Below are 26895 nucleotides of genomic sequence, written 5' to 3'. Positions count from 1 at the left end.
GGCTGCGCCAGCTGTACTGACCGGGGAGGTTCGTTCAGCGCACGGCGCGGCGATTGGCCACCCATCCCGTCACGCCGAAGAACACCGCGACAGTGATGGCCAGGATGATCCCGGCGGCCAGCGGGCCATGACTCACGTCGCCGAATTCGCCGGCCGCCAGCACCCGGATATTGGCCAGCGGCAACAGGTCCAGGAAGGGTTTGAGGGCAGCGATACCGGCCATGCCCAGCATGGCTTCCACCACGAAGATATCGGCGATCAGGATCATCGCGGAGAAGGCGCCACTGCGCAGCAGCACGGCCAGCATCGCCGCCAGGAGAGTGAAGATCAGCCACTGTGCATAGGAGGACGTGATCACGGCCTGTACGTCCGTGGTCACGGTGAAATCGAGGGATCCGCCGAGGAGATAGACTCCCGGCACCGAGAGGGCCACGCCGACCGTCGCTGCGAGGGTGACGGCCAGGGCGATGATGGGCACCTGGGCACCCAGCTGCCCCAGGCGGTTATTGCTCATCAGGTACGACCAGGCGACGGTGCCCTTGGTCAGGTCGGCGCTGGCCATCATGGCGGCCGCGAAGATGACGATGATCAGGGACAGATCGGCTCCGGTGAAGAGATACGTCAGGTCGAGCGGGGTGTCGGGCCCGAAGGCGAGGGCGGTCAGCAGGGCGGAGCCGAACATGGCTCCGGCGCTCAGGATGAGGTAGATCCAGGTGGATCGCAGGGAAAATAGTTTGATGGTTTCGCTGGCGATGGTGTTGAACATGATTCCTTCACTTAGGTGGTGGCGGGGGTCGATCAGATGGCGCGGTAATCCACTGCCTGGGAGGTGGCCCCCAGGAAGGCCTGCTCCAGGCTCGGGGTGGTACGGGTCAGGGAGCTGAGGACGATGTGATACTCCAGGCAGAGCTCTCCGATGGTGGCAGGGTCAATGCCGGAGTCGGTGATGGTGACGGATCGGCCGTCCTGCGCGGCGGAGATGCCCTGGGCGGCGAGTGCGGAACGCAGCATCTCGGGCTTGTCCACCTTCGCCTCAATCACCGCCTCCCCGGCGGCGCCGATGAATTCGCTGACGGTGCCGGTGCCGATCAGTTCTCCCCGGCCGATCACGACCAGGCGGTCCGCGGTCAGTGACATCTCGGACAGCAGATGGGAGGAGACGAGCACGGCCCGGCCCTCGGCCGCGAACTCGCGGATCTTGTCCCGCATCCAGTGCACGCCTTCCGGGTCGAGGCCGTTGACCGGCTCGTCCAGCAGGATGTGCCGGGGATCGCCCAGCAGGGCGCACGCCAGGCCCAGGCGCTGTTTCATGCCGAGCGAGTAGCCCCCGACCTTGCGGCCCGCCACCTGGAGAATGCCGACCTGATCGAGAACCTCGTCGACGCGCTCACCCGAGATCCCGGCCAGGCGTGCCATGACCATCAGGTGTGCTCGGGCGGTGCGTCCCGGGTGGAACCAGGTGGAGTTCAACAGCGTGCCGACGACCGCGGCGGGATCGCTCAGGCCACGGAACTCCGCGCCGTCGAAGGTCGCGCTGCCGGAGGTGGGCTTCTCCAGACCGACGCACATGCGCATGGTGGTGGACTTGCCCGAGCCGTTGGGGCCGAGGAAGCCGGTCACCTGGCCGTCGGGGACGGTGAAGGAGAGATCGTTGACTGCCGCGTGGTTTCGGTAGGTCTTGGTCAGGTTTTCAACTTTGAGCATGCGTTTCATGCTCGTCGAGGCGCCGACCCAAAACATCGCCCCCGGGGATGAATCCCGGGTCTCAGCCCTGGGGATGATCCAGCAGCTCGGCGGTGGAGACCAGTCCGGTGCGGTAGGCGAAGAGCACCGCCTGGACGCGGTCCCGGGACCCTGTCTTGAGCAGAAGGTGGCGGACGTGTGTCTTCACCGTGGCCATGGACACGAACTCGGTGGCGGCGATCTCCTCATTGCTCAGCCCCAGCGCGATCAGACGGAGGATCTCCAGCTCCCTCGGGGTCAGCGCCGACAGCGCACCGTGGTTGCGGGGCATGCTCTCTCCCGTGGAGATTTCCGGGCTGCGCAGGCCACGCAGCACCTGGGCGGTGACCTTCGGGGCGAGGACGGCGTCGCCCCCGTGCACCACCCGTACCGCCTCGAGCAGTTCCTCGGGCTGGGCGTCCTTGAGCAGGAAACCACTGGCCCCGGCTTCGATAGCCCCGGAGACGAACTCACGGTCATCGAAGGTGGTCAACATGATCACTTTCACCTGATCGTCAGCGGCCAGTAGGTGGCGGGTGGCGGTGATGCCGTCCACGACGGGCATCTGCACGTCCATGAGCACCACCTCAACGGGTGTCCTGTCAGGAACTTCCGCACCGTCACCGGCTTCCCAGGCCACGGTCATGTCCTCCTGTGAGCCGATGAGCATGCCGAACCCGGCGCGGACCAGCGGTTGGTCGTCGACCAATCCCACGCGGATCATGCCGGGATCTCCGCAGTGACGGTGAAGTAGTCCTCGGAGTGATCCCGGCGCAACCGCCCGCCGTGGGCGCGAACGCGTTCGCGCATGCCCACCAGTCCGAAGCCGCCCGGGGAATCTGCGGCGGTGGCGGGGTTTCGGGCGGTGATTTTGAGGTCTCTGCCGGCGGCCTGGATCATGATGGTGCCTTCCGGTGCGCTGGCGTGACGGAGCATATTGGTCAGCATCTCCTGGATGATGCGGTAGACGGTGAACTGGGTCAGAGTAGGTAGTTCTTCGGGGATCTCGGCTAGCCCGGTGACCTCGATACCCAGCCCGGAGCGGCGGGCGTCGTCAATCAGCCCATGGAGGTCGACCACCCCGGGAGCCGCCTGCACCTCTCGGTCCGTGTCATCGCGGAGGACGGAGAGCAGGCCGCGCATCTGGGTCAGCGCCTCCCGGGAGGACTGCGAGATGGTCTCCAGTGTATCCACGGCCACCTGTGGGTTCTTCGCCGCGGCGAACCGTGCGCCGTCGGCGAGCGCAATCACCCCGGACAGGCTGTGGGCGACGATGTCGTGCATCTCCCGGGCGATCCGGGTGCGTTCCACCACTCCCGCCAATTCCGCCTGCTCCTTGAGGGTGCGCAGGTTCGAGCGACGGCGGCGGGTCTGCGCACCCAGCATCCAGAAGAACCCCACCGCGCACCACACCGCGCCAACCAGCAGAAGCGGGACGTACCATCCGGATGGGGCGGCCGAACCGGAGCGTACGGCCGCGGCATCGGAGGCGGCGACGAAGGCGGTTCCGGCCAGCAGCCAGACCAGCCACACCGGGCGCAGCCGCACCGTGGCATAGGCGCTGGCCAGGTAGGTGGCGTAGAGGGTCGGCAGTACGACTTCCGGGGTCTCGCTCAGGGTGGGAAGCACCGCCGCCGCAGTCAACCCGCAGGCGATGACCGCCATGGCGGCGTCGGGCCGTCTGGGATGCAGCAGAAAGGCGGCCGTGAGCACCACCAGGAAAAGAATCTCCGGCAGCGAAAGCCCCCCGGACACGCGCATGGCATTGCCGGCCTGGAAGCTCACCGCCAGGATGAGCAGCACCCGTAGGGGGCCGCCCACCCAGGTCCTCGGCCAGCGCAGCTTGTTCATGTCCTACAAGTTAGTCGCTTCCCCTACGGGTTCCCTCAGCCCTGGGGATGATTCCGGCGGTTACAGGCCCGCGACCTCACCGATGACGTAGACGGCCGGGGCGGCGATCCGCTCACGCCGCATCGTCTCCCCGAGCGTGGCCAGGGTGCAGCGGAAGGCCCGCTGCCCGGCCGTGGTGCCCTCCTGGATCACGGCGGCCGGGGTCTCAGCGCTCAGCCCTCCCGCGAGCAGCGCGGTGGCGATCGCTGCGGCGTGCCGGACCCCCATGATGACCGCGACGGTGCCGCCGACCCGGGCGAGCGCCGACCAGTCCACCAGCGACTTCGGGTGTTCCGGTGGGAGGTGGCCCGAGACCACCGTGAAGGAGTGGACGAGCCCCCGCTGAGTCGCGGGCACACCTGCCGCCGCGGGAACCGACACCGCGCTGGTGACTCCGGGCACCACCTCGCAGGGGATGCCCGCCTCCCGGCAGACGGTGAGTTCCTCGAAGCCGCGACCGAACACGAACGGGTCCCCGCCCTTGAGCCGGACAACCCGTTTCCCGGCCCGCGCGTAGGAGACGATCAACTCATTGGTCTTCTCCTGGGTCACCTGCCGGCCGTAGGGCAACTTGGAGACGTCGATGACCTTCTTGGCGGCGGTGTCACAGAGGCGCTCGAGCTCCGCGGTGGGCCCCAGGTGGTCCGTCAGGATGACATCCGCCTCCTGCAGCGCGTGCATACCGCGCACGGTGATGAGGTCCCATGCGCCAGGCCCCCCGCCGACCAGAGTCACCCCCGCCGGATCGCTGGACTGTCTTCCGTGGAGAGTAGCGTTCATGGAGATCACTCTAGACCATGCGGTATGCTTTTTATGAACCGAGTGTTTCTCATCCCGTCCGGAAGGTGGCTTCCGCCCTGTTCGTCCCCGATCTGCGCGACTAGACTGCAGGCATGACCGCACTGCCGCACCTGACCTCCCACTTCGCCGACGATCTCCCGGAACTCTCGGTCCCGTGGCAGGCCGAGCCGGGCCCGGACCCCGAGCTGGTGGTGCTCAATGACTATCTCGCCACGGAACTGGGACTGGATCCGGACTGGCTCCGTACGCCGGAGGGGATCCAATTCCTGCTGGGCCGGAAACTGCCGGAGGACGCCCGCCCGGTGGCCCAGGCCTATGCCGGGCACCAGTTCGGACAGTTCGTCCCCCGTCTCGGCGACGGGCGCGCCCTGTTGCTGGGCGAGATCGCTGACCGCGCGGGCCACCTCCGCGACATCCACCTCAAGGGCTCGGGACCCACGCCCTTTTCCCGGGGCGGCGACGGGCGGGCCGTGATTGGCCCGATGTTGCGCGAATACCTGGTCAGCGAGGCCGTCCATGCCCTCGGTATCCCCACCACCCGCTCCCTGGCGGTGCTGACCACGGGCCGGAAGGTGGTCCGCGGGTATGTCCAGCCCGGCGCGCTCCTGGTGCGCGTGGCTTCCAGTCTCCTGCGGGTGGGGACCTTCCAGTACGCCCGCCTGCTCGACGAGGATGACAAGCCGGAGGTGCTGACCCGGACCGCCGACCATGCGATCTCGCGCCACGACCCGGAGCTGGCCGACAGCACGGATCGGTACCGACTGTTCTTCGAGGCCGTGCTGGAGCGGCAGGTTCGGCTCATCGCCCAGTGGAGCCGGATCGGTTTCATCCACGGGGTGATGAACACTGACAACACCACGACCTCCGGGGAGACCATCGACTACGGGCCATGCGCCTTCCTGGACGCCTTCGATCCGGCCACGGTCTACAGCTCGATCGACCAGCGGGGCCGCTATGCCTTCCAGAACCAGCCGGCCGTCATCGGGTGGAACCTCACCCGCTTCGCGGAATCCCTGCTGCCGCTGATCGACCCCGACTTCAACCAGGCCGCCGAAATCCTCCAGCCCGTCATGAATTCCCTGGGCCAGCGCTATCGCGAAGCCTGGCTGGTGGAGATGTCGAAGGCGACCGGGCTGCCCCGGACGGACATTTCGACGGAGCAGGCGCAATTGCTGGATGATCTCCTGGAATTGCTGAACGCCCACTCCCCCGACCTCACCCGCTTCCACCGGCTGCTCGCGGAAACCACCTCCCCGGCGGATTCCCCGGTGCTGGACCTGTTCCCCCAGGAAGCGGCCGCAGAGGCGGCCGCCGTCTGGCTGCAGCGCTGGTGGGGGAGAAACCCGGACACCGCCGCCATGCGGCAGACCAATCCGGTCTACATCCCCCGCAACCACCTGGTGGACGAGGCACTGAAGGGCGCGGAGACCGGGGACTACGAGCTGTTCCGTGAGCTATTGGCGGCCGTCACCTCACCCTTCGAGCGGCGGACGGGATGGGAGCGGTTCGAGTTCCCCGCCCCCGAGGACTTCGGGGATTTCATCACCTACTGCGGAACCTAGCGGGCCCGCTAGAACCGGTCAATTTCGATCTTGTGCATCGCCATCAACTTTCCGTAGGCACCTGGGCGCTGCATCAGTTCCTCCAGGTTGTCCGGGGTGATCTGCCAACTCAATCCGTAGCGGTCGGACAGCCAGCCACACTGCTCGGCCTCCGGCACAGCGGACAACGACCCCCAGATCCGGTCCAGCTCCGCCTGGCCGGAGACATTGACCTGGAGTGACACGCCGGCGCCGAAGTTGAAGGACTGCTCAGCACCTGAGTCCATGGCGGTGAGCCATTCCCCGTAGAGCTGGAAGTCCGAGTACATCACTGCGCCAGCCTCTGCCGGCCCCTGGGCTTGTGGGTAGGTCACGCGAGTGCCCAACCGGGCATCGGGAAAGACCGAGAGGTAGAAGTCGACGGCCTCCGTGGCCTTGTTCTGCGCCTCCCCGGAGAACATCAGGCACGGCAGGATGAAGGGTCTTTCCTCGCCCGCCGGGTCCGTCAGCATTATCTGCCAGCTGACCCCGTACTTGTCCTCCACCCATCCGTACCGCTTGCTGAACGGGTACTCCCCCAGTTCCATGAAAACGGAGCCGTCCCGGGACAGACTCTGCCACACGCGATCCAGGTCGCCGCGGGCGTCGGCCCGGAACGCCGGATCGAAGTTGAGGAAGAAGCTCACACTCGGATTAGGGGAGAATTCATCACCGGCGTTGATCAGAGTCAATCGGTAGCCGTTGATCTCGATGGTCACGGTCAGGGTCTGTCCGGCAAACTCCTCCTGGAAGTCCAGGAGCCCCTCGCTCGGATAGGTGGTTTTCTCCACCACGCGAGCCTCGGGGAAGGCCTTGAGGTAAAACGCCGCTGCCTCGTCAGCCTCCCGGTTGGACCAGATGTTGGGAACGATCCGTTGCATGGCACGTCCTCCCTACTGTCGGCGATTATGATGCAGACCACATTACTCCTGACCGCGGCACTGGTCGACCTCTGTGACTAGGTCATATCTCCCTCTCGACAGGGGCTGAACAAGCGTTTAACATATTGAACATGGGTTCAACACGCCAGTCCTCCGGATCCCCCGAGCTGTCCACCCGGGCCCGTATCCTGCGTGCCGCGCTCCAACGTTTCGCCACCGACGGGCTCGGTGCGCCCCTGCGCAGCATCGCCGCGGACGCCGGGGTCAGTCCGGGCCTGATCATCCACCACTTCACCTCCGCGGACGGCCTGCGTCAGGCGTGTGACCACCACGTGGTCACGGAGACCGGGCGCAGCAAAGCAGAGGTACTGACCCCCGGAATCGGGGCGGCGGCGCTGCTGGCCCAACTGGCTCAGCTCACCGAATACGTCCCGCTGATCGGTTATGTATTGCGCCGACTCCAGGCCGGGGGCCCGCCGGCCCGGACACTGGTGGATGGATTCGTCGCCGAGGCCGGCCGGTACCTCCGGCAGGCGGAACGCGAAGGCACCGTGAGCCGGAGCCGAGACACCGACGCCCGCGCCCGGCTGCTCACTGAGCAGGCCCTCGGTGGGCTCCTGCTGCAGCTCCCCGCCCCTGGCGAGCCCCTGGACTTGGCGGAGCTACCGATCAGGTTGAGCACCTACGCCGACCGGATCGTAGGGCCCGCCCTGGAGTACTACACAGAACCCCTCCTGACCGACTCCACGCTGCTCGACGCCTATCTGGCGAACCGGGACCGGAAAAATCCGCATGGCCGGTCCACCGCAGAAAAACCCGAGAACCGAGACCGGGAGCCCTCATGACCGACACCGCCATCACCACGACCGACCTCACCAAATCCTTCGGCTCCACCCGGGCCCTGGACAACTTCAACTTCACGGTGCGTTCCGGAGAAGTCCACGGTTTCCTGGGTCCGAACGGCGCCGGCAAGTCGACCGCGATCCGGGTCCTGCTCGGCATGCTGCGGGCGACGTCCGGCTCCGCCAGCGTCCTGGGCATGGATCCCCGGCGGGAGTCGGTGGCACTGCACCAGCGTCTGGCGTACGTGGCCGGTGACACCAACCTCTGGCCCAATCTCACCGGTGGCGAAGCCATTGATGTGCTCACCCGCCATCAGCGCTCGAAGCACCAACGGCGCCGACGCGAGGACCTGATCGAACGCTTCGGGCTCGATCCCAGGAAGAAAGCACGCACCTACTCCAAGGGCAACCGGCAGAAGGTCGCACTCATCTCAGCCCTGTCCCTGGACGTGGATCTGTACCTGCTCGATGAGCCGACATCGGGCCTGGATCCCCTGATGGAGGCGATCTTCACCAAGGAGGTGCGCAGTCTCCGGGAACAGGGACGCACCGTCCTGTTGTCCAGCCACATTCTCGGCGAGGTGGAAAAGCTCTGTGACCGGGTGACCATCATCCGGGAAGGCACCGACGTCGAGCATGGCAGCCTCGACGAACTGCGCCACCTGACCCGTTCCGCGGTCACCGCCACCACTCAGGCGGATCCCACAGGCCTCGGCGAACTCAACGGCGTGCACGAGTTCCGCGTCGACGGCCGGAACATCCGCTTCGATGTCGATGACGACGACGTCACGGCCGTGATCGCACGGCTGGCCGAGCTGGGCGTCGATAACCTGCGCATCACCCCGCCCTCGCTGGAGGATCTCTTCCTCCGCCATTACGGCGGCGACGCCGGGGACCGGGAGACGGTCTGATGTTCACCCCAACTGCGCCGGCAAGCCCGTCCCGTGGCGGGAATTTCACCGGCACCGCCCACTTGCTGCGGCTGAATCTGCGCCGGGACCGGGTTCGGCTGATCGTCTGGATGCTATCCTTCCTGGCCCTGGTGTACGCCTCCGTGGCGGCCATGGAGGTGGCCTACCCGGACCGGGAATCCCTGCAGGCCCGCGCCATGCTGCTGAACAACCCAGCGGCGATCATGATGACAGGTCCGTTGTTCGGGGCGGACGACTACACTTTCGGGGCCATGGTGGCCAATGAGCTGTCCCTGTGGACCTTCCTGCCCGCCGGAATCATGGGTGTGCTGTTCATGACCCGGCATACCCGCGCCGAGGAGGAGTCCGGTCGCCTGGAGATTCTACGGGCCCTCCCCGTCGGCCGTTATGCACCGCCGTCGGCGGCCTTCCTGCTCGTGCTGATCCTGTCCACCCTGGTCGGCACCGCGGTGTTCCTGGCGCTGATCGCCACCGGGCTGGCGGTTCCGGACTCCCTGGCCTTCGGGGTCGCCACCACCTTGATTTCGGTTACCTTCGCCGTCCTCGCGGGAGTAGCGGCACAGCTGGCAGAATCATCCCGCGCTGCCACCGGACTCGGGTTGGCGGCACTCATTCTGGCCGCCGTAGTGCGCGGGATCGGCGATGTCATCAACGCCCAGGGATCCTGGTTGTCCTGGTTCTCCCCCATCGCCTGGGCCCAGCAGACCCGGATGTACACCGACCTGCGCTGGTGGCCTCTCCTCCTGTTGGTGGCCGCCGCGCTCCTGCTGACCGCCCTCGCCTTCTCGCTTTCCGCCCGTCGCGACGTGGGCAGCGGGCTGTTCCCGCCACGTCCCGGACCGGCTACGGCGGCGCCCCGGCTGCTCTCCCCGGCGGGTCTGGCGCTACGACTGGAAACGCCGATGTTCGCGTGGTGGACCTTTGGTCTCGTCCTCTTCGCCGTCGCCTTCGGCAGCCTCGCCTCCGAGGTCGACGACATGATTTCGGAGATGCCGACGGTCACCGAATACGTCGCCATCGACATGGACTACCTGACGCTCTCCTTCGCCTCCGTCCAGCTGGCGATGCTGACGATCGGCCCGGTGGCCTTGATCGTCTCCGGCGTCCTGCGATTGCGCACCGAGGAATCCGAGGGGCGCCTCGCCGCCGTGATCCGGACGGGCAGTGCCCGGCCTTCCCTGCTCGGGGGCTGGTCACTGGTCATCGCCGCGGAGGCGGTGATCATGCAGGTCCTCCTGGGATTCGGCCTCGGGGCCGGTGTCGCGGTTGCCACGGGAGACGCCTCCTGGCTCGGCGAGGTGGTCCTGGGGTCCCTGGTGTATCTTCCGGCCCTGTTGTTCTACGGGGCCGCGGCAGCCGCTCTTTTCGGTCTCCTGCCCCGGGCGGCCGCGCTGGCCTGGCTGGTGGTCGGCTGGTCCGCCCTGGTGCTCTTCCTCGGCGAGATCCTGAACCTGCCGGGCTGGGCCCGCGGGCTATCGCCGATGTGGCACATTCCGAATGTTCCCGAAGCCGCCGTAACCCCTGCGCCCCTGGTGGTTCTGGGCGGGCTGACGGTCCTCCTGGGCGTCATAGGGATCATCGGGTTCCGGCGCCGCGACATCGCCGAAGGTTAGGACCCGGCGACGTTGTAACGCAGCTGCACCATCCCGCTGTCAAAGCTGCGCTGCCCCGTGAGCTCGAGGCTCAGCCTCATATCGGGCAGAAAGCATAGTCCGCTGCCGACCGTCAGCGGGCAGACGATCGTTCCGATCTCGTCCACCAGGCCATGACGGAGCGCCTGCGCCGCCAGGGTAGGTCCTTCGATGGTCAGGTCCGCGGCACTCTGCTCCTTCAACGCCCGCACCACCGCCGGGTCAAACTCCCGGAGTAGCCGGGTCCTGTCGGTCACCGTCTCAGTCAGGGTCGTCGAGAACACGACCTTCTCCGCACGCTGCCAGATCCGGGCGAAGTCGACCGAGCCCGGCGAACCGGCCGCGATGGTGGGATCGGTTTCCCAGACCTGCATGAGCTCGTAGATCTTACGGCCGTAGAGGTAGGTCCCCACCGGCGCTGTCTCCTCGTTGATCGCGGCGAGCACCTCCTCGTCGGGTTCTCCCCAGTCGAATCGGCCCTCGCGGTCCGCGACGAAGCCGTCGAGCGAAGTGATCATGAAGTAGATGAGTCGGCCCATGGCGCGCTCCCCTGATCGACGGGTCTCTTGGACCCTGATGTTATCCCGGCAGCGGCGCCGGCGGAAGAGGACGGTTCGAGAGATCGCGCGCGTGGAACCAGAACCTGGAACTGCCGCGGCGGGAGAGACGCGAAACGCCCCGGCACCGGCGGGAGCTGCACAGCGCGGGGGCGTCAGGGGCGCTGGCTAGCGGTTCAGCTGCAGCTTGTCCTGGGTGTAGTCCCACATCTCGGTGAAGAGCTCCGGGTTATCAGAGAGCTTCTTGCCGTAGGAGGGGAACATCTCCTTGAGCTTGTCGGACCACTCGATCATGCGGGAGCCGAAGCAGCGCTCCAGCAGCTCGATCATGGCGGCCGGTGCAATGGAGGCACCCGGAGAGGCGCCCAGCAGGCCGGCGATGGAGCCTTCGGAGTTGTTGATCAGGGTGGTGCCGAATTCCAGGGAACCGAACTTCGGGAAACCGGCGGGCTTGATCACCTGGACGCGCTGACCGGCGACGATCGTCTCCCAGTCCTTGCCCTCGGCGTTCGGTACGTATTCACGCAACGCCTCGACACGATCGTCGAAGTCCTTCATGACCTCGGTGACCAGATACTTGGTCAGGGCGAACTCCTGCGCCGCCACACCCAGGTAGGACGGGATGTTGTCCGGGCGGATCGATTTGAACAGGTCGAGATAGGATCCCCCCTTCAGGAACTTCGGGGTCCAGCCGCCGTACGGCCCGAAGAGCAGACCCTTCTTACCGTCGATGACGCGGGTGTCCAGGTGGGGCACCGACATCGGCGGGGCACCGACGGATGCCTTGCCGTAGACCTTGGCGCCGTGCTGTTCGATCAGCTCCTCATTGGTACAGCGCAGCCACATGCCGGAGACCGGAAAGCCGGCGAAGCCCTTGATCTCCGGGATCCCCGCGCTGCGGAGCAGATCCAGGGCGTAGCCGCCCGCGCCAACGAAGACGAAGTTGGCGCGGATGACCTGCTTGTCACCGGTGTGCAGGTTCTTGACGGTCAGCTTCCACTTCGTGCCCTCACGGTCGATGCTCTTGACCTCGTGGCCGTAGCGGACCTCGGTGCCCTGCTGCTGGGCGGCGTCGAGGAACTGCCGGGACAGGGCTCCGAAGTTGATGTCCGTGCCAGCTTCGGTCCAGGAGATCGCGACCTTTTCGTCGGCGTCGCGTCCCCGGCCCATCAGCGGCAGCTTCTCGTCGAAGGTCGCGCGGTCGTCCGAGTACTCCATGTTCGGGAACAGCGGGTGCGGCGCGAGCGCCTCATAACGGTTCTTGATGTAGCGGACCTGATCATCGCCACGGCCGAAGGAGACGTGCGGCACCGGGTTGATGAACTCGGTCGGGTCTCCGAGCACACCGTTGTCGATCTGGTGGGCCCAGAACTGGCGCGACAGTTGGAACTTCTCGTTGATGTTCACGGCCTTGGTGATGTCCACCTTGCCGTTCTTCTCCGGGGTGTAGTTGAGCTCGCAGAGCGCGGAGTGCCCGGTGCCTGCGTTGTTCCACGGGGAGGACGACTCCTGGGCGGGGGCGTCGAGCCGCTCGAAGACCACCTGCGACCAGCTCGGCTCCAGCTGACGGAGCATGGCTCCCAGGGTGGCGCTCATGACGCCGCCGCCGACAAGTGCGACATCGACCTCGTCGGTGATCTTCTGTGTGTCTGACACGTTCATCTACCTCTTCGCTTTAGGATCAGTTTCCCTGGGCTGATGCCCGACGCATGCAGCTGCTCGGGGACTCACGTCACCGTGCGGGTCACACACCCACGGCGAACCCGCACGGTATCTTCGACAACTCAGCTTACGCCCTCGGCGCGGGATGACCGTCCATGGACCCCACGAATGCGCCAGGTATGAGCAGCCTCACCCCCACCTTAACCCCCGGTTGCCGCCCGACGCCGCGCCCCTGATGGCCCGGCTCCCGCCCCCACGCCATGACACCCGCGTGCTTAAGCTTGAGACCATGAGCGCGACACCTGCCGAACAGACTTCCGGCGACACCGGGGACTGGGAACCGGACCTGCTGGGCCCCGGCTACACCCACCGAACCCTGGACCTGGGCCAGGATCCCGAGGGCGAGGGGCGGGCCATCGCCACGGTCGTCCGCCACCTTCCCGCGGGAACCGACCAGGCCGACTGGCGGCAACGCCCTGCGGTCCTGCTCGTCCACGGAATGACGGACTACTTCTTCTCCACCCATGTCGCCGAATACCTGCACGAGGCGGGCATGGCCGTCTATGCGGTGGATCTGCGCAAGTGCGGCCGTAGCCGACGGCACGGGCAGCGCTGGCACTACAGCGAGAACCTGCAGCACTACTTCCCTGATCTCAGCAGCGCGCTGGACCTGATCACCGCGGTACACCCGACGGTCATTCCCAACGGCCACTCCACAGGTGGACTGATCCTCCCCCTGTGGCTGGATCACCTGCGCCGCTCTGATCCGGTCCGGCACGCCCGCGTGGGCGGCCTCATCCTCAACAGTCCCTGGTTGGACATGATGTACCCCCGCCTGGTCGTGCGGCTGGCGCGCCCGGTCCTCAACCTCCTCGGCCGACGCTTCGGCTGGATCCCGCTGCCCGGCGGCAATCTCGGCGCCTACGGCAAGTCCATCCACCGCGAATGGGACTTCGACACCGCTTACAAGCCGGTGGAGGGCTTCCCGAAATACCTCGCCTGGGTCCGGGCGGTGCTGGAGGGGCAGAAGCAGATCCATGATGGCGGGGTGGACGTCAGCGTGCCCGTTTTGACACTGTGTTCCACGAAATCCTGGCTCAACCGGCCCTATACCGCGGCCACCGACACGGCGGACGCCGTACTCGACGTCGAACAGATCCAGCGGCGGGCACCGGTGCTGGGAAACGATGTGACGGTGGCCCCGATCGAGGGGGCCCGCCATGACGTGTACCTGTCCATGCAGCACGCCCGGGAGGAGGCGCTGCAGACCACGGTCGAGTGGCTGCACGGACATCTTCCTCCCGGGGCCTCCGGGGATGTCTCTCCCACCGGGCAATTTTGATAGCATTTACCGCTGAACCTTTAGTTTATTTATTGGCTGTCGGGATTGGTCCGTGCGACCCTGCCACAGCCACGAGACCCGCGGAGTGTACGGGTGCACAAGGAGACCTATATGAGCGAGACGAAAGTCGATGCCCACTACGACCTGATCATTCTCGGCGCGGGATCGGGCAACTCGATCCCCGGCCCGGAGCACGACGACATGTCGATCGCCATCATCGAGGAGGCCAAGTTCGGCGGCACCTGCATGAACGTCGGCTGCATCCCGACCAAGATGTACGTCTACGCCGCCGACACGGCGCTGGTCACGCGCGACTCCGCCCGGCTCGGCGTCGACGCCCAGGTCAACGGCGTGGACTGGCGCTCCATCGTCGACCGCGTGTTCCTCAACCGCATCGACAAGATCGCCGAGGCCGGCGAGAACTACCGGCGTGGTCCGGAGACCCCCAACATCGACGTCTACGACCGGCACGCCACGTTCGTCGGCGAGCGCACGCTGCGCACCGGCCAGGGCGAACAGGAGAAGATCATCTCCGGCGACCAGATTGTCATCGCCGCTGGCTCCCGCCCGAATATCCCGGCGGTCATCTCCCGTTCCGGCGTGCGCTACCACACTAACGAGGACATCATGCGACTGCCGGAGCAGCCGAAGTCCATCGTGATCATGGGCGGCGGTTTCATCGCCATGGAGTTCGCGCACGTCTTCGAGGCTCTGGGTACCAAGGTGACCGTGGTCAACCGTTCCCACAAGCTGCTGCGCCACCTCGACGCCGACCTGGCCGACCGCTTCACGGCACTGGCCCAGCAGCGCTATGACGTCCGCCTGGGTCGACAGGTCACCGCCGCGGGCGAGGACCAGAACGGGATCACCCTGCACCTCGACGACGGTGCCCGGGTCAACGCCGAGATCCTGCTGGTGGCCACGGGCCGCACCCCGAACGGGGACCAGCTGAACCTGGCATCCGCCGGCATCGAGATGGCCGAGCAGCGGATCACGGTCGACCCCTACGGCCGCACCACCGCAGAAGGGGTGTGGGCACTCGGTGACATCTCATCGCCCTACCAGCTCAAGCACGTGGCCAACGCCGAGACCCGGGCGGTCAGACACAACCTGAGCCACCCCGACGACCTGCGGCGGATGCCGCGCGAGAATGTCCCCTCCGCGATCTTCACCCATCCGCAGATCGCCACTGTGGGGCTGACCCAGCAGGAGGCGGAGCAGGCCGGTTACGACATCACCGTCAAGGTCCAGAACTACGGCGACGTCGCCTATGGCTGGGCCATGGAGGATCAGACCGGCATCGTCAAGCTGATCGCCGACAAGAAGACGGGCAAGCTGCTCGGCGCCCACTACATGGGTCCGCAGGCCGCCACCCTGATCCAGCAGATGATCACGGTGATGACCTTCGACCTGGATGTCCGGGAAGTGGCGACGAAGCAGTACTGGATCCACCCAGCGCTGCCGGAGGTCACCGAGAACGCCCTGCTCGGCCTGGAATTCTAGCCTGGTTACCGAACCGGTGCGGAAAATCCCCGGCGAAGCGGGCGGGGACTGGATAGGGTAACGCCATGACCACTTTCCTCCCCACCGCCGATCTGGTGGACATCATCGGTTCGGACGCCCGCAGCTGTGACACCCAGTTCCGTGACTTCGGTGGGCACGTTGACTTCCACGGCGTGATCACCACCGTCACCTGTTTCGAGGACAACGCCTTGATCAAGCAGATCCTCGGGGAACCCAACCCGGGCGGCGTCCTCGTCGTGGACGGCGCCGGGTCAGTTCACACCGCCCTCATGGGCGACATGATCGCAGCCGCGGGAGTCAGCAGCGGCTGGGCCGGGGTCGTGATCAACGGTGCGGTCCGCGACACCGCGGTACTTGCCACACTCGAGTTCGGCTGCAAGGCACTGGGCACCAATCCCCGTAAATCCGCCAAGGAAGGCACGGGCCGGCGGGATGACGTGGTGAGCCTGGGCGGTGTGGACTTCATCCCGGGCCACTACCTCTACGCCGACGCGGACGGCATCATCGTCACCGAGCAGCCGATCGCGCGGCCGTCGGACTAGCACCGGAACCGTTCCGCGGCGCCAGGAGAAGCCACCCGACTCCCAGGACGACCGCGGTGCTGGTCAGCACGACGGCCCCGGGCAGCCACGCCGACGTCGTGCCGGTTGCCGTGGCACCGGAGGCAGAGAGGGCGGGAAGAACCGCCGCCGCCACCCGGTCACCCGCCGCTACCCCCACGGTGGCGGTGGGAAGGGCGAGCAGCCCGAGGGACATCGCGACCATCGCGCGGCATTGCCCACCGGTCAGCCCCAGCTGCCGGGCTCTGATGATGTTGCGGGAACAGGCGGGCACTCCCGCCGCGAGCAGATTGGCCGCACTGCCCCAGCTGGCCAGCAGCACCAGCAGAGCCGGGAGCACCGCGACCAGCCAGCCCGACGGCCCGGTGTCCGGACTCGCCGGTGGGGCCACCTGGAGGGAGACCTGCTGCTCATTGTTCCGCAGCAGCCCCCGGATCTGCTCGAGTGTGGGGTCCGCGGCGTCGTGGCGTACCTGCTCGGACAGCCGCACCAGGGCCACCGGTGCCGGCAGGTCGGGGGCCAGATCCACCGGGACTCCGCGCTGGCCGGCCAGTGTGGTCTGGGCCTCGCGGGCGGTAGCGGCGTCGATCAGGGTGCGGGGACCGGCACCGAAGACCACCGTCATCTCGAAGGGCTGGCCGAGAACATCAACCGTGGTGAGGGAACCGTTGATCAGCTCGGAACGCAGGGGGGACGCGGTGCCCAGCACCACTTCGCCGGGCTGCGGGAAGAAGGACCCGGAGTACCCCTCGCCCAGTACCGCGGCGGCGTCACTGTCGCTGAGGGCGAAAGCCGTGTCCGGGTGATCCTCCGGACCCGTGATGGTGAGGGCGGGCGGGGCCACGACAGCGGTGACTCCCGGCAGCGCCGCGACGTCGTCCAACAACCCCGGGTTAAGCGTCTCCCCCGCCCCGGTGATCACCAGATCGACGGACTCCGCAGCGGTGCCGTCGCTGCCGCGTGGGGTCAACGCCTCCCGGAACGGCTGCTCCGCGCTCAGCAGTACGGTGGCCAGGCCGGTGCCGGCGACGAGGAGAGTCAACAGGGCCGCGTACCCCCGACGGCGGTGCCCCGCCTCTGCCAGACCCAGGGTCAACCAGACGGGGACGCGCCCCGCGGACAGGCGGGAGATCCAGCACCAGAGCAGCGGCAACAGCCCGGCACTCAACAGCGCCACTCCCAGTAGGAGCCCGAAGACCAGCAGAGCGGTGGTGGCCGCAGTCGCCATCCCGCCTGGCCGGCCATCAGCCGGATCCACCTGTAACCCCGCTAATCCAAAGCCCAGCAGGAGCACTCCCCCGATCAGGACCGGGAGCTGGCCATCCCGACGTGTCACGGAGTCCTGCGTCTGCCGGACCAGCCGCCGCTCCACCCGCCGGTAGGCGGCCAGCGCCGCCGTCAGTGCCAGCGCCACGACCGATACTCCGATGAGCAGGTGCGCCACGGGATCGAGAGTGACCGTGGACAGGGGCACCTCCGAACCGAGCTGCCCCGCCAGCATCCGGGCCAGCAGCATGCCCGTCGGAGCGCCCACGGCCCACGCCGGGAGTGTGACCAGACTGGCTTCGACCAGCAACGCCGTGCGCTGCTGCGCGGAGGTGGCCCCCATCGTCCGCAGGGCAGCCACTTCGGTGAGCCGCCCCTGCAGTATCAGCAGCCACGCCGTATACAGGAGCAGGGCCATCCCGGCCAGGACGGCCAGAATGAACACGCCGAGCGCGAGAAACCAGCTGAACTGTCCTGCCAGGTAGTCGTCCACGAGAGTGGTCAGTTGCTGCTCCGCCGTGCTCACCCGTGCGCTGGCTCCGGCGACCGGCACCAGGGCGGTCTCCAGACCGGCGGCCAGTTCCTGCGGCTCAGCGCCGGGTGCCGCGCTGACCCTGATTTCTCCGCTGGCCTGCTCGGGGAACCATTCCGCCACCGCCGCCGGTACAGCCAGCCACATCGTGGCGCGCTCCAGGTCCTCGGCAGCTGAGGTACCCATCTTCCCCACCACCGTCACCGGCACCGGGTTGCCCCGTTGCCCGGGCCGCAGCAGAAGGGTGGATCCCAGGGGGATGTCCTCGTCAGTGGTGGCCACTTCCCCGGGGGATAGCGGCAGTCTCCCGTCACGCAGGAAACGCCACTGCTGCGGTCCGTCGCTGACCGCCGCCACGGTGACCGTCTCGTGCAACGATCCCGATTCCGACACCGACGCCGTTCCCGTCTGGTCGAAGACCGCGTCCGCCACCCCCGGGGTGCGCCGCACCGCATCCACCACCGCCCCAGCGGTGTCCTGCTTCGTGGGTGCCAGGTCGATGACGACGTCGGTGTGCTCATAACCGCGTGCGAGCATCTGGTGGGCGGAGTGCGTCAGTGAGGCACTGATGGCGGCCGTGCCCACCGTGAGCGCCACCGCCACGAAGATTCCCAGAGCCATCCAGAGAAAGTGCCAGGGGCGGTGGCGGAGCTGCCCGAGACTCAGCCTCAGCACCGGGAGGGTTCCTCCCCTGGTGTGGTCACCTGCAGCCGGGAAGCCGGAACCGGGAGCAGCTCCGCGGCGACGGGGTCCGGTTCGGTCTGCGCCGGACGAGGCGGGGCCGTGACCGGTGGCACCCCCTTCAGAGCCGGCATGCGCGGTACACGGGAATCACCGGGTGACCCAGGATGCGGCCGGTCCACTCCGGCCGGGAGACCGCCGGGCAGCATGAGAACGTGATCGCCCTGCTCAGCCATCCGGTCATCGCTGGTGCAGACCACCACCGTGTGGTGGGCGGTGACAAGTTCGCGCAGCAGCTGGAGCAGATCCGCCGTCTGTCCCGCCTCCAGGGCCGCTGTGGGTTCATCGAGAAGCAGGACATCCGGCTCCGTCAGCAGGGTGCGGAGCAGCCGGGCCCGGAGACGGACGTCCGCCGGCACGCTGTCCGGCGATTTCCGCAGGTGTGCACCGAGACCATAGTCGGCGCACTGCTCGCGGAACGCGGCCCGATCGACGCGGTGACGTGCCAGGCGGGTTCCCAACAGGAGGTTCTCGCGCAGGGTGAGGGATGGCATCAGGTCGCACTCACTGGGCAACGCCCCGATCCGGCTGCGTCGGAGTCTTGTCCGGGCGTTATCAGATAATGAGCTCAGCTCCAGCGCCCGGCGCCTGGAGTGTTTTCCGTCGTGGATGAATACGCTGCCCTCCGAAGGAAGCGCCAGACCGGTGAGACACTCGAACAGGGCGGTCTTCCCGGAGCCCGCCGGGCCGAGGACCGTGGTCCACTCACCACGCGGGACAGCCACGTCAAGATCCCGGAACGCGGTGGTGCGGGTGTCACCGCGCCCGAAGAACCGTGTGAGGTGCTCGGCGGTGAGCACCCGGTTTGTGGGGGCCATGACCAACTCTGCTGCTTTCCGGGTCCGGAACGGGAACTATCACAGTGTACGAGAAATATCACCGGTTTACCGCCGGGAGCGGGATGCATTCGCTCCCGCTCCGGAATAATCAGGCCTGGGCGGCATCCGGCAGGGTCAGGATCTCGTTGCCGTCATCGGTGATGACGATCGTGTGCTCGAACTGGGCGGTGAACTTGCCGTCGGTGTTCTGGACGGTCCAGTCATCATCCCAGATGGTGTAGTCGAGTGCACCGAGGTTGATCATGGGTTCGATCGTCAGCGTCATGCCGGGCTCGAGGATGTCGCGGTAGACGTCGGAATCGTAGTGCAGGACCACCAGGCCGTTGTGGAAGGTCGGGCCCACGCCGTGTCCGGTGAAGTCCCGGACCACGTTGTATCCGAAACGCTTGGCATAGGACTCGATGACCCGACCGATGACGTTGATCTCGCGTCCCGGCTTGGCCACCTTGATGCCGCGCATCATGGCCTCGTGGGTCCGTTCCACCAGCAACCGGTGTTCCTCGGAGACGTTACCGGCCAGGAAGGTGGCGTTGGTGTCACCGTGCACCCCGTTCTTGTAGGCCGTGACGTCGATGTTGACGATGTCGCCGTCCTCGATCACGGTGGAGTCCGGGATACCGTGGCAGATGATCTCGTTGAGGGAGACGCAGGTGGACTTGGTGTAGCCCCGGTAGCCCAGGGTGGAGGGGTATGCGCCGTGGTCCAGCATGTACTCATGAGCCACGCGGTCCACCTCATCGGTGGTGGCACCGGGTTTGACGGCGGCACCGGCGGCCTGCAGGGCGTTCGCCGCGATCTTCGAGGCCTCCCGCATGGCCTCGATGACCTCCGGGGGCTGGATGAAGGCTTCTCCGACGTTTTCCTGGACCTCGTCCTTCCAGACGTACTCGGGACGTTCGATGTGCTTGGGAACCTCCCGGATGGGGGTGGGGGTTCCGGGGGTGAGCATTGCGCGGGTTAAAGACATGGTTCTCATGGTAGTCCGCTTGTCCAGCCGGGTAGTGGACGCGGTGGTGGCCGTGAACTGTCCTGCGGTTTTCGGACGCCGCGGCAGATCCACCGGGATTGTCGACGCCCCGGTTTACTGCGGCCCTGTGGCGGTCACGGTCTCCCCGGTGAGGTCGAGCTCGGCATCCGGTTCCCGGGCTGTGCGGGCTTCGTCCAGGGCACGGAAGAAGTGGTCGGTGACGGACACCGCCGTCTCCGAACCACCGCCGAGAACCACCAGGGTGGCGAAGGCGATGTCGTCGTCGCGGAAACCCGTGAACCAGGCGTGGGAGCCCCCGTTGATCTCCGCTTCCCCGGTCTTGGCGTAGATCTCGCCCTCGGCCTGCATGCCACGGGCGGTACCCGAGGTGACCACCGAACGCATCACCTGGCGCAGCTGCGCCACCGTCTCCTCGTCGAGGGGCGGTGCGTCCTCGCTCACCTGGGTCTCGTGTCCGTCGATCAGCCGCGGAACCGGTGTGGCCCCTGCGGCGACCGTCGCGGACATCAGCGCCATGCCGAAGGGGCTGGCCAGGTCCAGACCCTGGCCATAGCCCGCCTCCGTACGGTCCAAGGCGGTCTCCCCCTCCGGGATGGAACCGGTCACGGTGTCCAGGCCCGGGATGTCGTAGTTCACCCCGACGCCGAACTGTTTGCCCACCTCCTGCAGTTCCCCGGGCGCCAACTGGTAGGACATGTCCGCGAAGGTGGTGTTGCACGAGGAGGCGAATGCCCGGTCCAGCGGCACATTTCCGAGACTGAAGCCGTTGTAGTTGGTGACCATCCGGCCGTAGATGTCCATGGAGCCGGGGCAGGGCACGATCGACTCCGGGGTGAGTTCCTGCCGCTCGAAGCCGGCGGCGGCCGTGATGACCTTGAAGACCGAACCCGGCGGGTACTGCCCCATTGTCGCGATGTTGCCGTCTTCGTCGGCCTGATCCGTCTGGGCGACAGCAAGTATCTGGCCGGTCGACGGACGGATGGCCACGAGCATCGCCTTCATGTCCCGGCGCAGACTCACCGCCTCCTCCGCCGCGCGCTGGATGTCATAGCCCAGACCGATGCGGATCGCCGGGGCCGGCTGCGCCGGTTCATAGGCGACGTCGTCATAGGCCGCCCCTTCCGAGGTCACGGTGGCCACGCGCCACCCGTCCGTCCCCTCGAGATCTTCCGCGACGATCGTGCCCACCCGGGACATGATGTCGGTGGCGAAATCCGGGTCGGTGGGCACCATGGCGGCTTCCTCGTTGAGCGACACCTCGGCCAGATCGCCCAGCTGATCGGCGACCGCGGGACCGTGCAGCTGCGGGATGGTGGTGACCGAGTAGGTGCCGGAGGCTTCCGCGAGTCGGTCGGCCAGGACCGCCGGATCGAGCGCCGGACCGGAGTCCTCGCCCCGCTTGGCGTCGTTGACGGCGTCAGCGATCCGGGCGGCGGTGATCTTCGGATCCGACATCTTCCCCGTATCCACGAGGATGCGGTGGACCACGCCGGAACCGAGCACCTCTGCCCCGTCGGAGGTGATCACACTGGCCTGCTCCGCCGGCACGGAGCGCAGCTCCAGGTGCTGGTTGGCCCCCAGCTCCGGATGAACCAGCGTGGGGCGCCAGCGCACGGTCCACTCCCCTTCTGACCTCGTCAGGGTCATCGTGGAGTCGTACTCCAGCATCCGGTCCCGCGGGAGATCCCAGGCCATGGTGTAGCCGACCTCGGCCAGGTTGTCCTGGGAGTCCACCCGGTTCAGCGAAATCTCCAGGCCCTCGGCCTGAAGGCCGTCATAGGTGGCGGCCAGAATCGTCCGGGCGGCCGCCGGGTTGTCCACGTGTTCCAGCGCCGCATCCATGTCGCGGGCCGCCAGGGCCTCCAGAAACTCTTCCGCGACCGGCTCCGCCACCGCAGGTTTCGGGGTGCAGGCCACCAGGCTTCCTGCCACGGTCCCCACCACCATCAGCAGGGCAACGGATTTCCTCATGCCGGTAGGCTAACACCACTCGGCGACGGTGCCGAGACCACACACCGCAGAGGTTTCACAGGGAAAATTCAGCAGACATTGACGCGTCCTCGAAATGGAGAACAGCGGTGACGGCGCGGTCCCCGCCGCTTCGAACGGGGCCGCGCCGTGGGGAGCCGAGGGCTCCGGGAAAGTGTCTAGCGCGTAACCTTGACTTCGGCCTTGGTTCCTTCGATCTCCTCGAGGCCCTGCTCCTGTGCGATGCGCTCCGCCTCCTCGATCAGGGTCTGCACGATCTGGGATTCGGGAACGGTCTTGATGACCTCGCCCTTGACGAAGATCTGCCCCTTGCCGTTACCCGAGGCCACGCCCAGGTCAGCGTCGCGGGCCTCTCCCGGGCCGTTGACGACGCATCCCATGACAGCGACGCGCAACGGATACTCCATGCCGTCGAGCGCCTCGGTGACCTCATCCGCCAGCTGGTACACGTCCACCTGGGCGCGGCCGCAGGAGGGGCACGAGACGATCTCCAGCTTGCGCGGCCGCAGGTTCATCGACTGCAGGATCTGGTCGCCGACCTTGATCTCCTCTACCGGGTCAGCGGACAGGGAGACACGGATCGTGTCACCGATACCCTGGGACAGCAGGGCGCCGAAGGCCACGGAGGACTTGATGGTGCCCATGAACTTCGGGCCGGCCTCCGTGACACCCAGGTGCAGCGGATAGTCCGTCTGCTCGGCCAGCTGACGGTAGGCCTCCACCATGATGACCGGGTCCGAGTGCTTGACGGAGATCGCGATGTCCCCGTAGCCGTGCTCCTCGAAGAGGCCCGCCTCCCAGATGGCGGACTCCACGAGCGCCTCCGGGGTCGCCTTGCCGTACTTCTCCAGCAGGCGCTTATCGAGGGAGCCGCCGTTCACACCGATGCGGATCGGGATATTCGCGTCCCCGGCGGCCTTGGCGACCTCCTTGACCCGGCCGTCGAACTCCTTGATGTTGCCGGGGTTGACGCGCACGCCGGCGCAGCCGGCCTCGATGGCGGAGAAGATGTACTTGGGCTGGAAGTGGATGTCCGCGATCACCGGGATCGGGGACTTCTTCGCGATGATCGGCAGTGCCTCGGCATCGGCCGTCTTCGGGCAGGCGACCCGGACGATATCGCAGCCGCTCGCCGTCAGCTGGGCGATCTGCTGCAGGGTGCCGTTGATGTCGTGGGTCTTGGTGGTCGTCATCGACTGGACGCTGATCGGGTGGTCCGATCCAACTCCGACGCTGCCGACCATGAGCTGCCGTGTCCTGCGGCGCGGCGCGAGCGTGGGCGGCGGGGCTTCGGGAAGTCCGAGACCGATGGGAATCGACACAGTTATCGCTCCTAGCTGCGGGCCGCGGATGGTCTACCGGCTCCGGCCCTGAAGATTGTGGGATTGTAGGGGTAGCTCTAAACACCAACCAGGTTACACCTTCGCCTTATTCCCGCGGAACCGGTGCGCGCGGATCAGCCGAGGTCAGCCGGGGTGTGGGGACCGTCTCACCCGAAGAGCCTGATCGGGTTGACCACATCCGCGATCAGCACGATCGACCCCAGGCTCAACATCAGCGCGGCCACCCCCAACGTGATCGGCATCAGCCGGGTGTAGTCGGCCGGAGCGCCGGCGGGCAGACCGCGCAGTCGGCGGATGAAGTCCCGGATCTTCTCGTAGAACACCACGGCGATGTGCCCGCCGTCCAGCGGCGGCAGCGGGACGATGTTGATCAGGGCGAGGAAGAAGTTCAGGCTCGCCAGCATCATGAAGAACATCGCCCAGAGGGAACGTTCCACCAGTTCACCGCCGACCCGGGAGGCGCCGACGACGCTCATCGGAGACTCCACGTCCCGCTCCGCACCGAAGATCGAGGCCACCACTCCCGGGATCTTGCCGGGCAGTGCGATCAACGCATCCACCGTCGCCTCCAGCGTCTGCCCGGTGAAGGTCAGGGTGGCCGGAACCGCCTCGAGCGGGCCGAATTGTTTCACCGCATCCTCCACCGGGGCGTTGACCAGCCCGACGGCACCGGTTTCCACCAGCTCACCGTTCGGGCTGAGGCGGTCGGTGGCGGTCACCGGAACCGGGATGTCCAGTTCGCGGCCGTCTCGCTCCACCGTCAGCGTCACGGTTTCTCCGGGCATGGTCAGCACCCGGTCCCGCAGATCGGTGAAGGTCTCCAATTCTTCGCCGTTGAGCGCCAGGAGCCTGTCCCCCACCTCGACGCCGGCCTCCCCGGCAGGTCCGGCACCGGCGCAGTCCGCCGAGGTCTCCTCATCGATCTGGTCCGCGACGCACACGGTCTCCCCGACCGTGGGGGTACGGTCCGCGTAGGGGTTCGGGATGCCGGAGAACACCGCCACCAGATACAGGACCACGAACCCGATGATGATGTTCATGACGACTCCGCCGGAGAGCACGGTGACCCGCTGCCACCAGGGCTTGTTGACCATGGCGGGCGGAGCTTCTTCCGGCGTGACCTCGTCCTGGGCGGTCATGCCGGCGATGTCACAGAACCCGCCGAAGGGCAGGGCGTTCACACCGTACTCGGTCTGCCCTCTGCGGAAGGACCAGACCTTCGGCCCGAATCCGATGAAGTACCGGCGGACCCGCATCCCGAAGGCCCGGGCAGCCAGCAGGTGGCCGAGCTCATGAAGGGCGATGCTCACCGCAATGCCCACGGCGAACAGCAGGACGCCGAGCAGATATGCCGCCACGCAACTCTCCTAGCGGTTGGTGCTTGAAAATTATGGTTCCGACGCCGTGCTTCCCCGCGGGGGCGGGCTAGTGTGCCCGTTGCGCCACGAGCTCGTTCGCCCGGGCCCGCGCCTCCGTCTCGGTGGCCAGAACATCGTCGACAGTTGAGGGTACACCAGCAAACTGAGAGCCCTGCCCGACGACGTCAGCGACGATATCGACGATCTCCGGGAAGCGGATCCGGCCCGTCAGGAATGCGGCCGCGGCCTCCTCGTTGGCGGCGTTGTAAACCGCCGGGTGGGTACCGCCCCGGCCGGCGACGTCGCGGGCCAGCTGCACGGCGGGGAACGCGGCGTCGTCAAGCGGCTCGAACCGCCAGTCGTGCGCGGTGCGGAAGTCCAGTGCGGGCTGTGCCTCCGGCACACGGGCCGGCCAGTCCAGCGCGAGGGCGATCGGCAGCTTCATCGACGGCGGGGAGGCCTGGGCGATGGTGGCGCCGTCGGTGAAGGTGACCATGGAATGGATGATCGACTGCGGGTGCACCGTGACGTCGACCCGCTCCGCGCCGATGCCGAACAACAGGGTCGCTTCGATCAGCTCCAGGCCCTTGTTGATCAGGGTGGCGGAATTCAGGGTGTTCATCTGTCCCATGGACCAGGTGGGGTGTGCCGCCGCCTGCTCGGGAGTGACGTCCCACATCTGGTCCCGGCGCCAGCCCCGGAAGGGGCCGCCGGAGGCCGTGAGCACCAGCCGGTCCACCTCCCGAGCGGTGCCGGCGCGCAGGCACTGCGCCATGGCGGAGTGCTCGGAGTCGACCGGAATCAACTGTCCCGGCGCGGCCTGCGCCATGACCAGATCCCCGCCGGCCACCAGGGATTCCTTGTTCGCCAGGGCCAGCGTGGCACCGGTGGCCAGGGCTGCGAGAGTGGCGCCCAGTCCCAGGGAGCCCACGAGAGCGTTGAGAACAGTGTCCGTCGCGGTTTCCCGGACCAGCTGCTCCGCCGCGTGTGCACCGGAACGCACGGTGCCGCCCAGCGCAGCAGAGACGGCGTCGGCGGCGTCGGCACGTGCCACGGCGACCTGATGGGGTGCCAATTGGAGGCTGCGGGCCTGGCGGAGGATCAGTTCCGGGTCGGAGCCGCCCGCGGCGATGCCGACGACCGTGAACTTGTCCGGGTTATCAGCGATCACCTCCAGGGCCTGTGTGCCGATGGAACCGGTGGAGCCTAGAATGAGGATGCGCTTGGTCACCCGTCCATTGTCGCACCCGGTGGTGGCGCCGACATCGCCTGGTCGGCGAATATGCCGAGGCACCGGATGGTGGGGGTGTCCTTCTCGCACGACAACTGCGAATGTGCAAAGATACAGGTAAGTGTTTTGTACGGAAAGCCTGGCTTTCGGCGTTAGGTGGAGCGGCTGAGAATGGTCGTTTCCCCGGCGCGGGAAGCTCGTATGAAGGAGATGAACGTGGCTAGTTCCCACGAAATCGCGCCCGAGGTCCACAACGGCGTGTCCACCCTCGATGAGCCGTCGGCCGCTTGGGGCTGGCACGGTCTGAGCAAGACCGCCATTCAGATCGCCGGCTGGGTCTCCGTGCTGTTCCTGCTCGGATTTAACTTCGGCAACCACGAGGGCCACGTCGAGACGATCTGGCTGCTGTCCCTGGCGGGTATCATCGCCATCGGTCTGCTCATCCACCTCTTCGAGCCCAAGCTGCACCAGGTCCGCACCCTGACCGCCCGGAACAAGCCGGTCGGACACCAGGAGCCGGAGTGGCCCTACCTCCAGAAGACCCTGCAGGGCCCCTACGCCGAGCTGACCGATTCTCAGCTCCGTGCCCACAACATTGAGCCCGGCCGCGTGCAGCACCTGCGTCAGCTGCCGGATGGAGTCACCCAGTCCAAGTCCACCGACGTCCGTTAGGACGCCTCGGGG

The 26895-nt window shown here is 67.0% G+C and carries 23 protein-coding genes; 8 read left to right on the top strand and 15 right to left on the bottom strand.

Annotation, left to right across the window (positions count from 1 at the left end; all coding sequences use genetic code 11):
* Positions 1-34: 34 nt before the first annotated feature.
* From ACQCVD_RS00555 to cobA, 5 genes are all read right to left on the bottom strand, one after another.
* Positions 35-766: an ABC transporter permease gene (locus ACQCVD_RS00555; RefSeq protein ID WP_426821739.1), complete on the bottom strand. Its 732-nt coding sequence runs from the start codon at positions 764-766 to the stop codon at positions 35-37.
* A gap of 32 nt (positions 767-798) precedes the next feature.
* Positions 799-1704 carry an ABC transporter ATP-binding protein gene (locus tag ACQCVD_RS00550; RefSeq protein WP_426821738.1) on the bottom strand — a complete coding sequence of 302 codons (906 nt, stop codon included), beginning with the start codon at positions 1702-1704 and terminating at the stop codon, positions 799-801.
* Positions 1705-1765: 61 nt separating this feature from the next.
* A complete protein-coding gene (locus ACQCVD_RS00545; RefSeq protein ID WP_426821737.1) occupies positions 1766-2446 on the bottom strand; it encodes a response regulator in 681 nt (226 codons plus the stop codon).
* Positions 2443-3573, bottom strand: a complete 1131-nt coding sequence (locus ACQCVD_RS00540; RefSeq protein ID WP_426821736.1) for a sensor histidine kinase — start codon at positions 3571-3573, stop codon at positions 2443-2445. Before ACQCVD_RS00540 ends, ACQCVD_RS00545 begins: the two co-directional genes overlap by 4 nt.
* A 60-nt stretch (positions 3574-3633) precedes the next feature.
* Entirely contained in the window at positions 3634-4392 is a 759-nt protein-coding gene (cobA, locus tag ACQCVD_RS00535) for a uroporphyrinogen-III C-methyltransferase (protein WP_426821735.1), read from the bottom strand.
* Between the two features lie 113 nt (positions 4393-4505).
* On the opposite strand from cobA, the gene ACQCVD_RS00530 reads away from it, so the two are divergent.
* The gene (locus tag ACQCVD_RS00530) at positions 4506-5975 is read left to right on the top strand and encodes a protein adenylyltransferase SelO (protein ID WP_426821734.1); all 1470 of its coding nucleotides are present in this window, start codon (positions 4506-4508) and stop codon (positions 5973-5975) included.
* Between the two features lie 8 nt (positions 5976-5983).
* On the opposite strand, the gene ACQCVD_RS00525 is transcribed toward ACQCVD_RS00530, so the two are convergent.
* The gene (locus ACQCVD_RS00525; protein WP_426821733.1) at positions 5984-6874 is read right to left on the bottom strand and encodes a VOC family protein; all 891 of its coding nucleotides are present in this window, start codon (positions 6872-6874) and stop codon (positions 5984-5986) included.
* Between the two features lie 131 nt (positions 6875-7005).
* Here ACQCVD_RS00525 and ACQCVD_RS00520 point away from each other — a divergent pair, with 131 nt between their 5' ends.
* Genes ACQCVD_RS00520 through ACQCVD_RS00510 form a run of 3 tightly spaced genes read left to right on the top strand, consistent with a single transcriptional unit; the run spans position 7006 to position 10261 of the window.
* Positions 7006-7719, top strand: a complete 714-nt coding sequence (locus ACQCVD_RS00520) for a TetR family transcriptional regulator (RefSeq protein ID WP_426821732.1) — start codon at positions 7006-7008, stop codon at positions 7717-7719.
* Entirely contained in the window at positions 7716-8627 is a 912-nt protein-coding gene (locus tag ACQCVD_RS00515; RefSeq protein WP_426821731.1) for an ATP-binding cassette domain-containing protein, read from the top strand. The genes ACQCVD_RS00520 and ACQCVD_RS00515 overlap by 4 nt, the downstream gene beginning before the upstream one ends.
* Positions 8627-10261 carry an ABC transporter permease gene (locus ACQCVD_RS00510; RefSeq protein ID WP_426821730.1) on the top strand — a complete coding sequence of 545 codons (1635 nt, stop codon included), beginning with the start codon at positions 8627-8629 and terminating at the stop codon, positions 10259-10261. The genes ACQCVD_RS00515 and ACQCVD_RS00510 overlap by 1 nt, the downstream gene beginning before the upstream one ends.
* On the opposite strand, the gene ACQCVD_RS00505 is transcribed toward ACQCVD_RS00510, so the two are convergent.
* Both ACQCVD_RS00505 and mqo read right to left on the bottom strand, forming a co-directional pair.
* Positions 10258-10818 (bottom strand): dihydrofolate reductase family protein, encoded by a 561-nt coding sequence (locus tag ACQCVD_RS00505; RefSeq protein WP_426821729.1) that lies wholly within the window; start codon positions 10816-10818, stop codon positions 10258-10260. The two genes, ACQCVD_RS00510 and ACQCVD_RS00505, sit on opposite strands and share 4 nt — an antisense overlap.
* Before the next feature lie 186 nt (positions 10819-11004).
* Complete coding sequence (mqo, locus tag ACQCVD_RS00500) at positions 11005-12492, bottom strand: malate dehydrogenase (quinone) (RefSeq protein ID WP_426821728.1); 1488 nt, start codon at positions 12490-12492, stop codon at positions 11005-11007.
* Between the two features lie 295 nt (positions 12493-12787).
* Between mqo and ACQCVD_RS00495 the strand changes: the two genes are divergently transcribed.
* The 3 genes from ACQCVD_RS00495 to rraA all read left to right on the top strand — a co-directional run bounded on the left by ACQCVD_RS00495 (position 12788) and on the right by rraA (position 15906).
* On the top strand, positions 12788-13840 hold the full coding sequence (locus ACQCVD_RS00495) for an alpha/beta hydrolase (protein ID WP_426821727.1): 1053 nt from the start codon (positions 12788-12790) through the stop codon (positions 13838-13840).
* 111 nt (positions 13841-13951) lie between these two features.
* Entirely contained in the window at positions 13952-15343 is a 1392-nt protein-coding gene (gene mtr, locus ACQCVD_RS00490; RefSeq protein ID WP_426821726.1) for a mycothione reductase, read from the top strand.
* Positions 15344-15408: 65 nt separating this feature from the next.
* Positions 15409-15906, top strand: coding sequence for a ribonuclease E activity regulator RraA (gene rraA, locus ACQCVD_RS00485; RefSeq protein ID WP_426821725.1), 498 nt, complete (start codon positions 15409-15411; stop codon positions 15904-15906).
* Here the strand turns inward: rraA and ACQCVD_RS00480 are convergent.
* The 7 genes from ACQCVD_RS00480 to dxr form a co-directional block, all read right to left on the bottom strand.
* The gene (locus ACQCVD_RS00480) at positions 15872-18343 is read right to left on the bottom strand and encodes an FtsX-like permease family protein (RefSeq protein WP_426821724.1); all 2472 of its coding nucleotides are present in this window, start codon (positions 18341-18343) and stop codon (positions 15872-15874) included. The two genes, rraA and ACQCVD_RS00480, sit on opposite strands and share 35 nt — an antisense overlap.
* A 47-nt stretch (positions 18344-18390) precedes the next feature.
* Positions 18391-19281, bottom strand: a complete 891-nt coding sequence (locus ACQCVD_RS00475) for an ATP-binding cassette domain-containing protein (protein WP_426821723.1) — start codon at positions 19279-19281, stop codon at positions 18391-18393.
* 109 nt (positions 19282-19390) lie between these two features.
* Positions 19391-20269: a type I methionyl aminopeptidase gene (gene map, locus ACQCVD_RS00470; RefSeq protein WP_426821722.1), complete on the bottom strand. Its 879-nt coding sequence runs from the start codon at positions 20267-20269 to the stop codon at positions 19391-19393.
* 114 nt (positions 20270-20383) lie between these two features.
* Positions 20384-22261 (bottom strand): penicillin-binding transpeptidase domain-containing protein, encoded by a 1878-nt coding sequence (locus ACQCVD_RS00465; protein ID WP_426821721.1) that lies wholly within the window; start codon positions 22259-22261, stop codon positions 20384-20386.
* Between the two features lie 176 nt (positions 22262-22437).
* The gene (gene ispG / locus ACQCVD_RS00460) at positions 22438-23601 is read right to left on the bottom strand and encodes a flavodoxin-dependent (E)-4-hydroxy-3-methylbut-2-enyl-diphosphate synthase (RefSeq protein WP_426821720.1); all 1164 of its coding nucleotides are present in this window, start codon (positions 23599-23601) and stop codon (positions 22438-22440) included.
* A gap of 167 nt (positions 23602-23768) precedes the next feature.
* Positions 23769-24980 (bottom strand): M50 family metallopeptidase, encoded by a 1212-nt coding sequence (locus tag ACQCVD_RS00455; protein WP_426821719.1) that lies wholly within the window; start codon positions 24978-24980, stop codon positions 23769-23771.
* 67 nt (positions 24981-25047) lie between these two features.
* Positions 25048-26211 (bottom strand): 1-deoxy-D-xylulose-5-phosphate reductoisomerase, encoded by a 1164-nt coding sequence (gene dxr, locus ACQCVD_RS00450; protein ID WP_426821718.1) that lies wholly within the window; start codon positions 26209-26211, stop codon positions 25048-25050.
* Between the two features lie 210 nt (positions 26212-26421).
* Between dxr and ACQCVD_RS00445 the strand changes: the two genes are divergently transcribed.
* Positions 26422-26883, top strand: a complete 462-nt coding sequence (locus ACQCVD_RS00445; protein WP_426822072.1) for a DUF2631 domain-containing protein — start codon at positions 26422-26424, stop codon at positions 26881-26883.
* Positions 26884-26895: the final 12 nt, after the last annotated feature.

Source organism: Corynebacterium halotolerans, from assembly GCF_050107895.1.
In the GTDB taxonomy this organism is placed as follows: domain Bacteria; phylum Actinomycetota; class Actinomycetes; order Mycobacteriales; family Mycobacteriaceae; genus Corynebacterium; species Corynebacterium halotolerans_B.
Note: the sequence above shows the minus strand (reverse complement) of the source record. Positions and strands in the feature narration are given on the sequence as shown.

Excerpts from the sequence above, each read along its gene's own strand:
- ACQCVD_RS00495 (WP_426821727.1), top strand. The coding sequence starts at position 12,788 with ATGAGCGCGACACCTGCCGAACAGACTTCCGGCGACACCGGGGACTGG.
- ACQCVD_RS00550 (WP_426821738.1), bottom strand. The coding sequence starts at position 1,704 with ATGCTCAAAGTTGAAAACCTGACCAAGACCTACCGAAACCACGCGGCA.
- ACQCVD_RS00480 (WP_426821724.1), bottom strand. The coding sequence starts at position 18,343 with ATGGCTCTGGGAATCTTCGTGGCGGTGGCGCTCACGGTGGGCACGGCC.
- ACQCVD_RS00505 (WP_426821729.1), bottom strand. The coding sequence starts at position 10,818 with ATGGGCCGACTCATCTACTTCATGATCACTTCGCTCGACGGCTTCGTC.
- ACQCVD_RS00515 (WP_426821731.1), top strand. The coding sequence starts at position 7,716 with ATGACCGACACCGCCATCACCACGACCGACCTCACCAAATCCTTCGGC.
- ACQCVD_RS00540 (WP_426821736.1), bottom strand. The coding sequence starts at position 3,573 with ATGAACAAGCTGCGCTGGCCGAGGACCTGGGTGGGCGGCCCCCTACGG.
- ACQCVD_RS00445 (WP_426822072.1), top strand. The coding sequence starts at position 26,422 with ATGAACGTGGCTAGTTCCCACGAAATCGCGCCCGAGGTCCACAACGGC.
- ACQCVD_RS00525 (WP_426821733.1), bottom strand. The coding sequence starts at position 6,874 with ATGCAACGGATCGTTCCCAACATCTGGTCCAACCGGGAGGCTGACGAG.
- ACQCVD_RS00475 (WP_426821723.1), bottom strand. The coding sequence starts at position 19,281 with ATGGCCCCCACAAACCGGGTGCTCACCGCCGAGCACCTCACACGGTTC.
- cobA (WP_426821735.1), bottom strand. The coding sequence starts at position 4,392 with ATGAACGCTACTCTCCACGGAAGACAGTCCAGCGATCCGGCGGGGGTG.
- ACQCVD_RS00530 (WP_426821734.1), top strand. The coding sequence starts at position 4,506 with ATGACCGCACTGCCGCACCTGACCTCCCACTTCGCCGACGATCTCCCG.
- ACQCVD_RS00510 (WP_426821730.1), top strand. The coding sequence starts at position 8,627 with ATGTTCACCCCAACTGCGCCGGCAAGCCCGTCCCGTGGCGGGAATTTC.
- ACQCVD_RS00545 (WP_426821737.1), bottom strand. The coding sequence starts at position 2,446 with ATGATCCGCGTGGGATTGGTCGACGACCAACCGCTGGTCCGCGCCGGG.
- ACQCVD_RS00520 (WP_426821732.1), top strand. The coding sequence starts at position 7,006 with ATGGGTTCAACACGCCAGTCCTCCGGATCCCCCGAGCTGTCCACCCGG.
- ACQCVD_RS00465 (WP_426821721.1), bottom strand. The coding sequence starts at position 22,261 with ATGAGGAAATCCGTTGCCCTGCTGATGGTGGTGGGGACCGTGGCAGGA.
- rraA (WP_426821725.1), top strand. The coding sequence starts at position 15,409 with ATGACCACTTTCCTCCCCACCGCCGATCTGGTGGACATCATCGGTTCG.
- mtr (WP_426821726.1), top strand. The coding sequence starts at position 13,952 with ATGAGCGAGACGAAAGTCGATGCCCACTACGACCTGATCATTCTCGGC.
- ACQCVD_RS00555 (WP_426821739.1), bottom strand. The coding sequence starts at position 766 with ATGTTCAACACCATCGCCAGCGAAACCATCAAACTATTTTCCCTGCGA.
- map (WP_426821722.1), bottom strand. The coding sequence starts at position 20,269 with ATGTCTTTAACCCGCGCAATGCTCACCCCCGGAACCCCCACCCCCATC.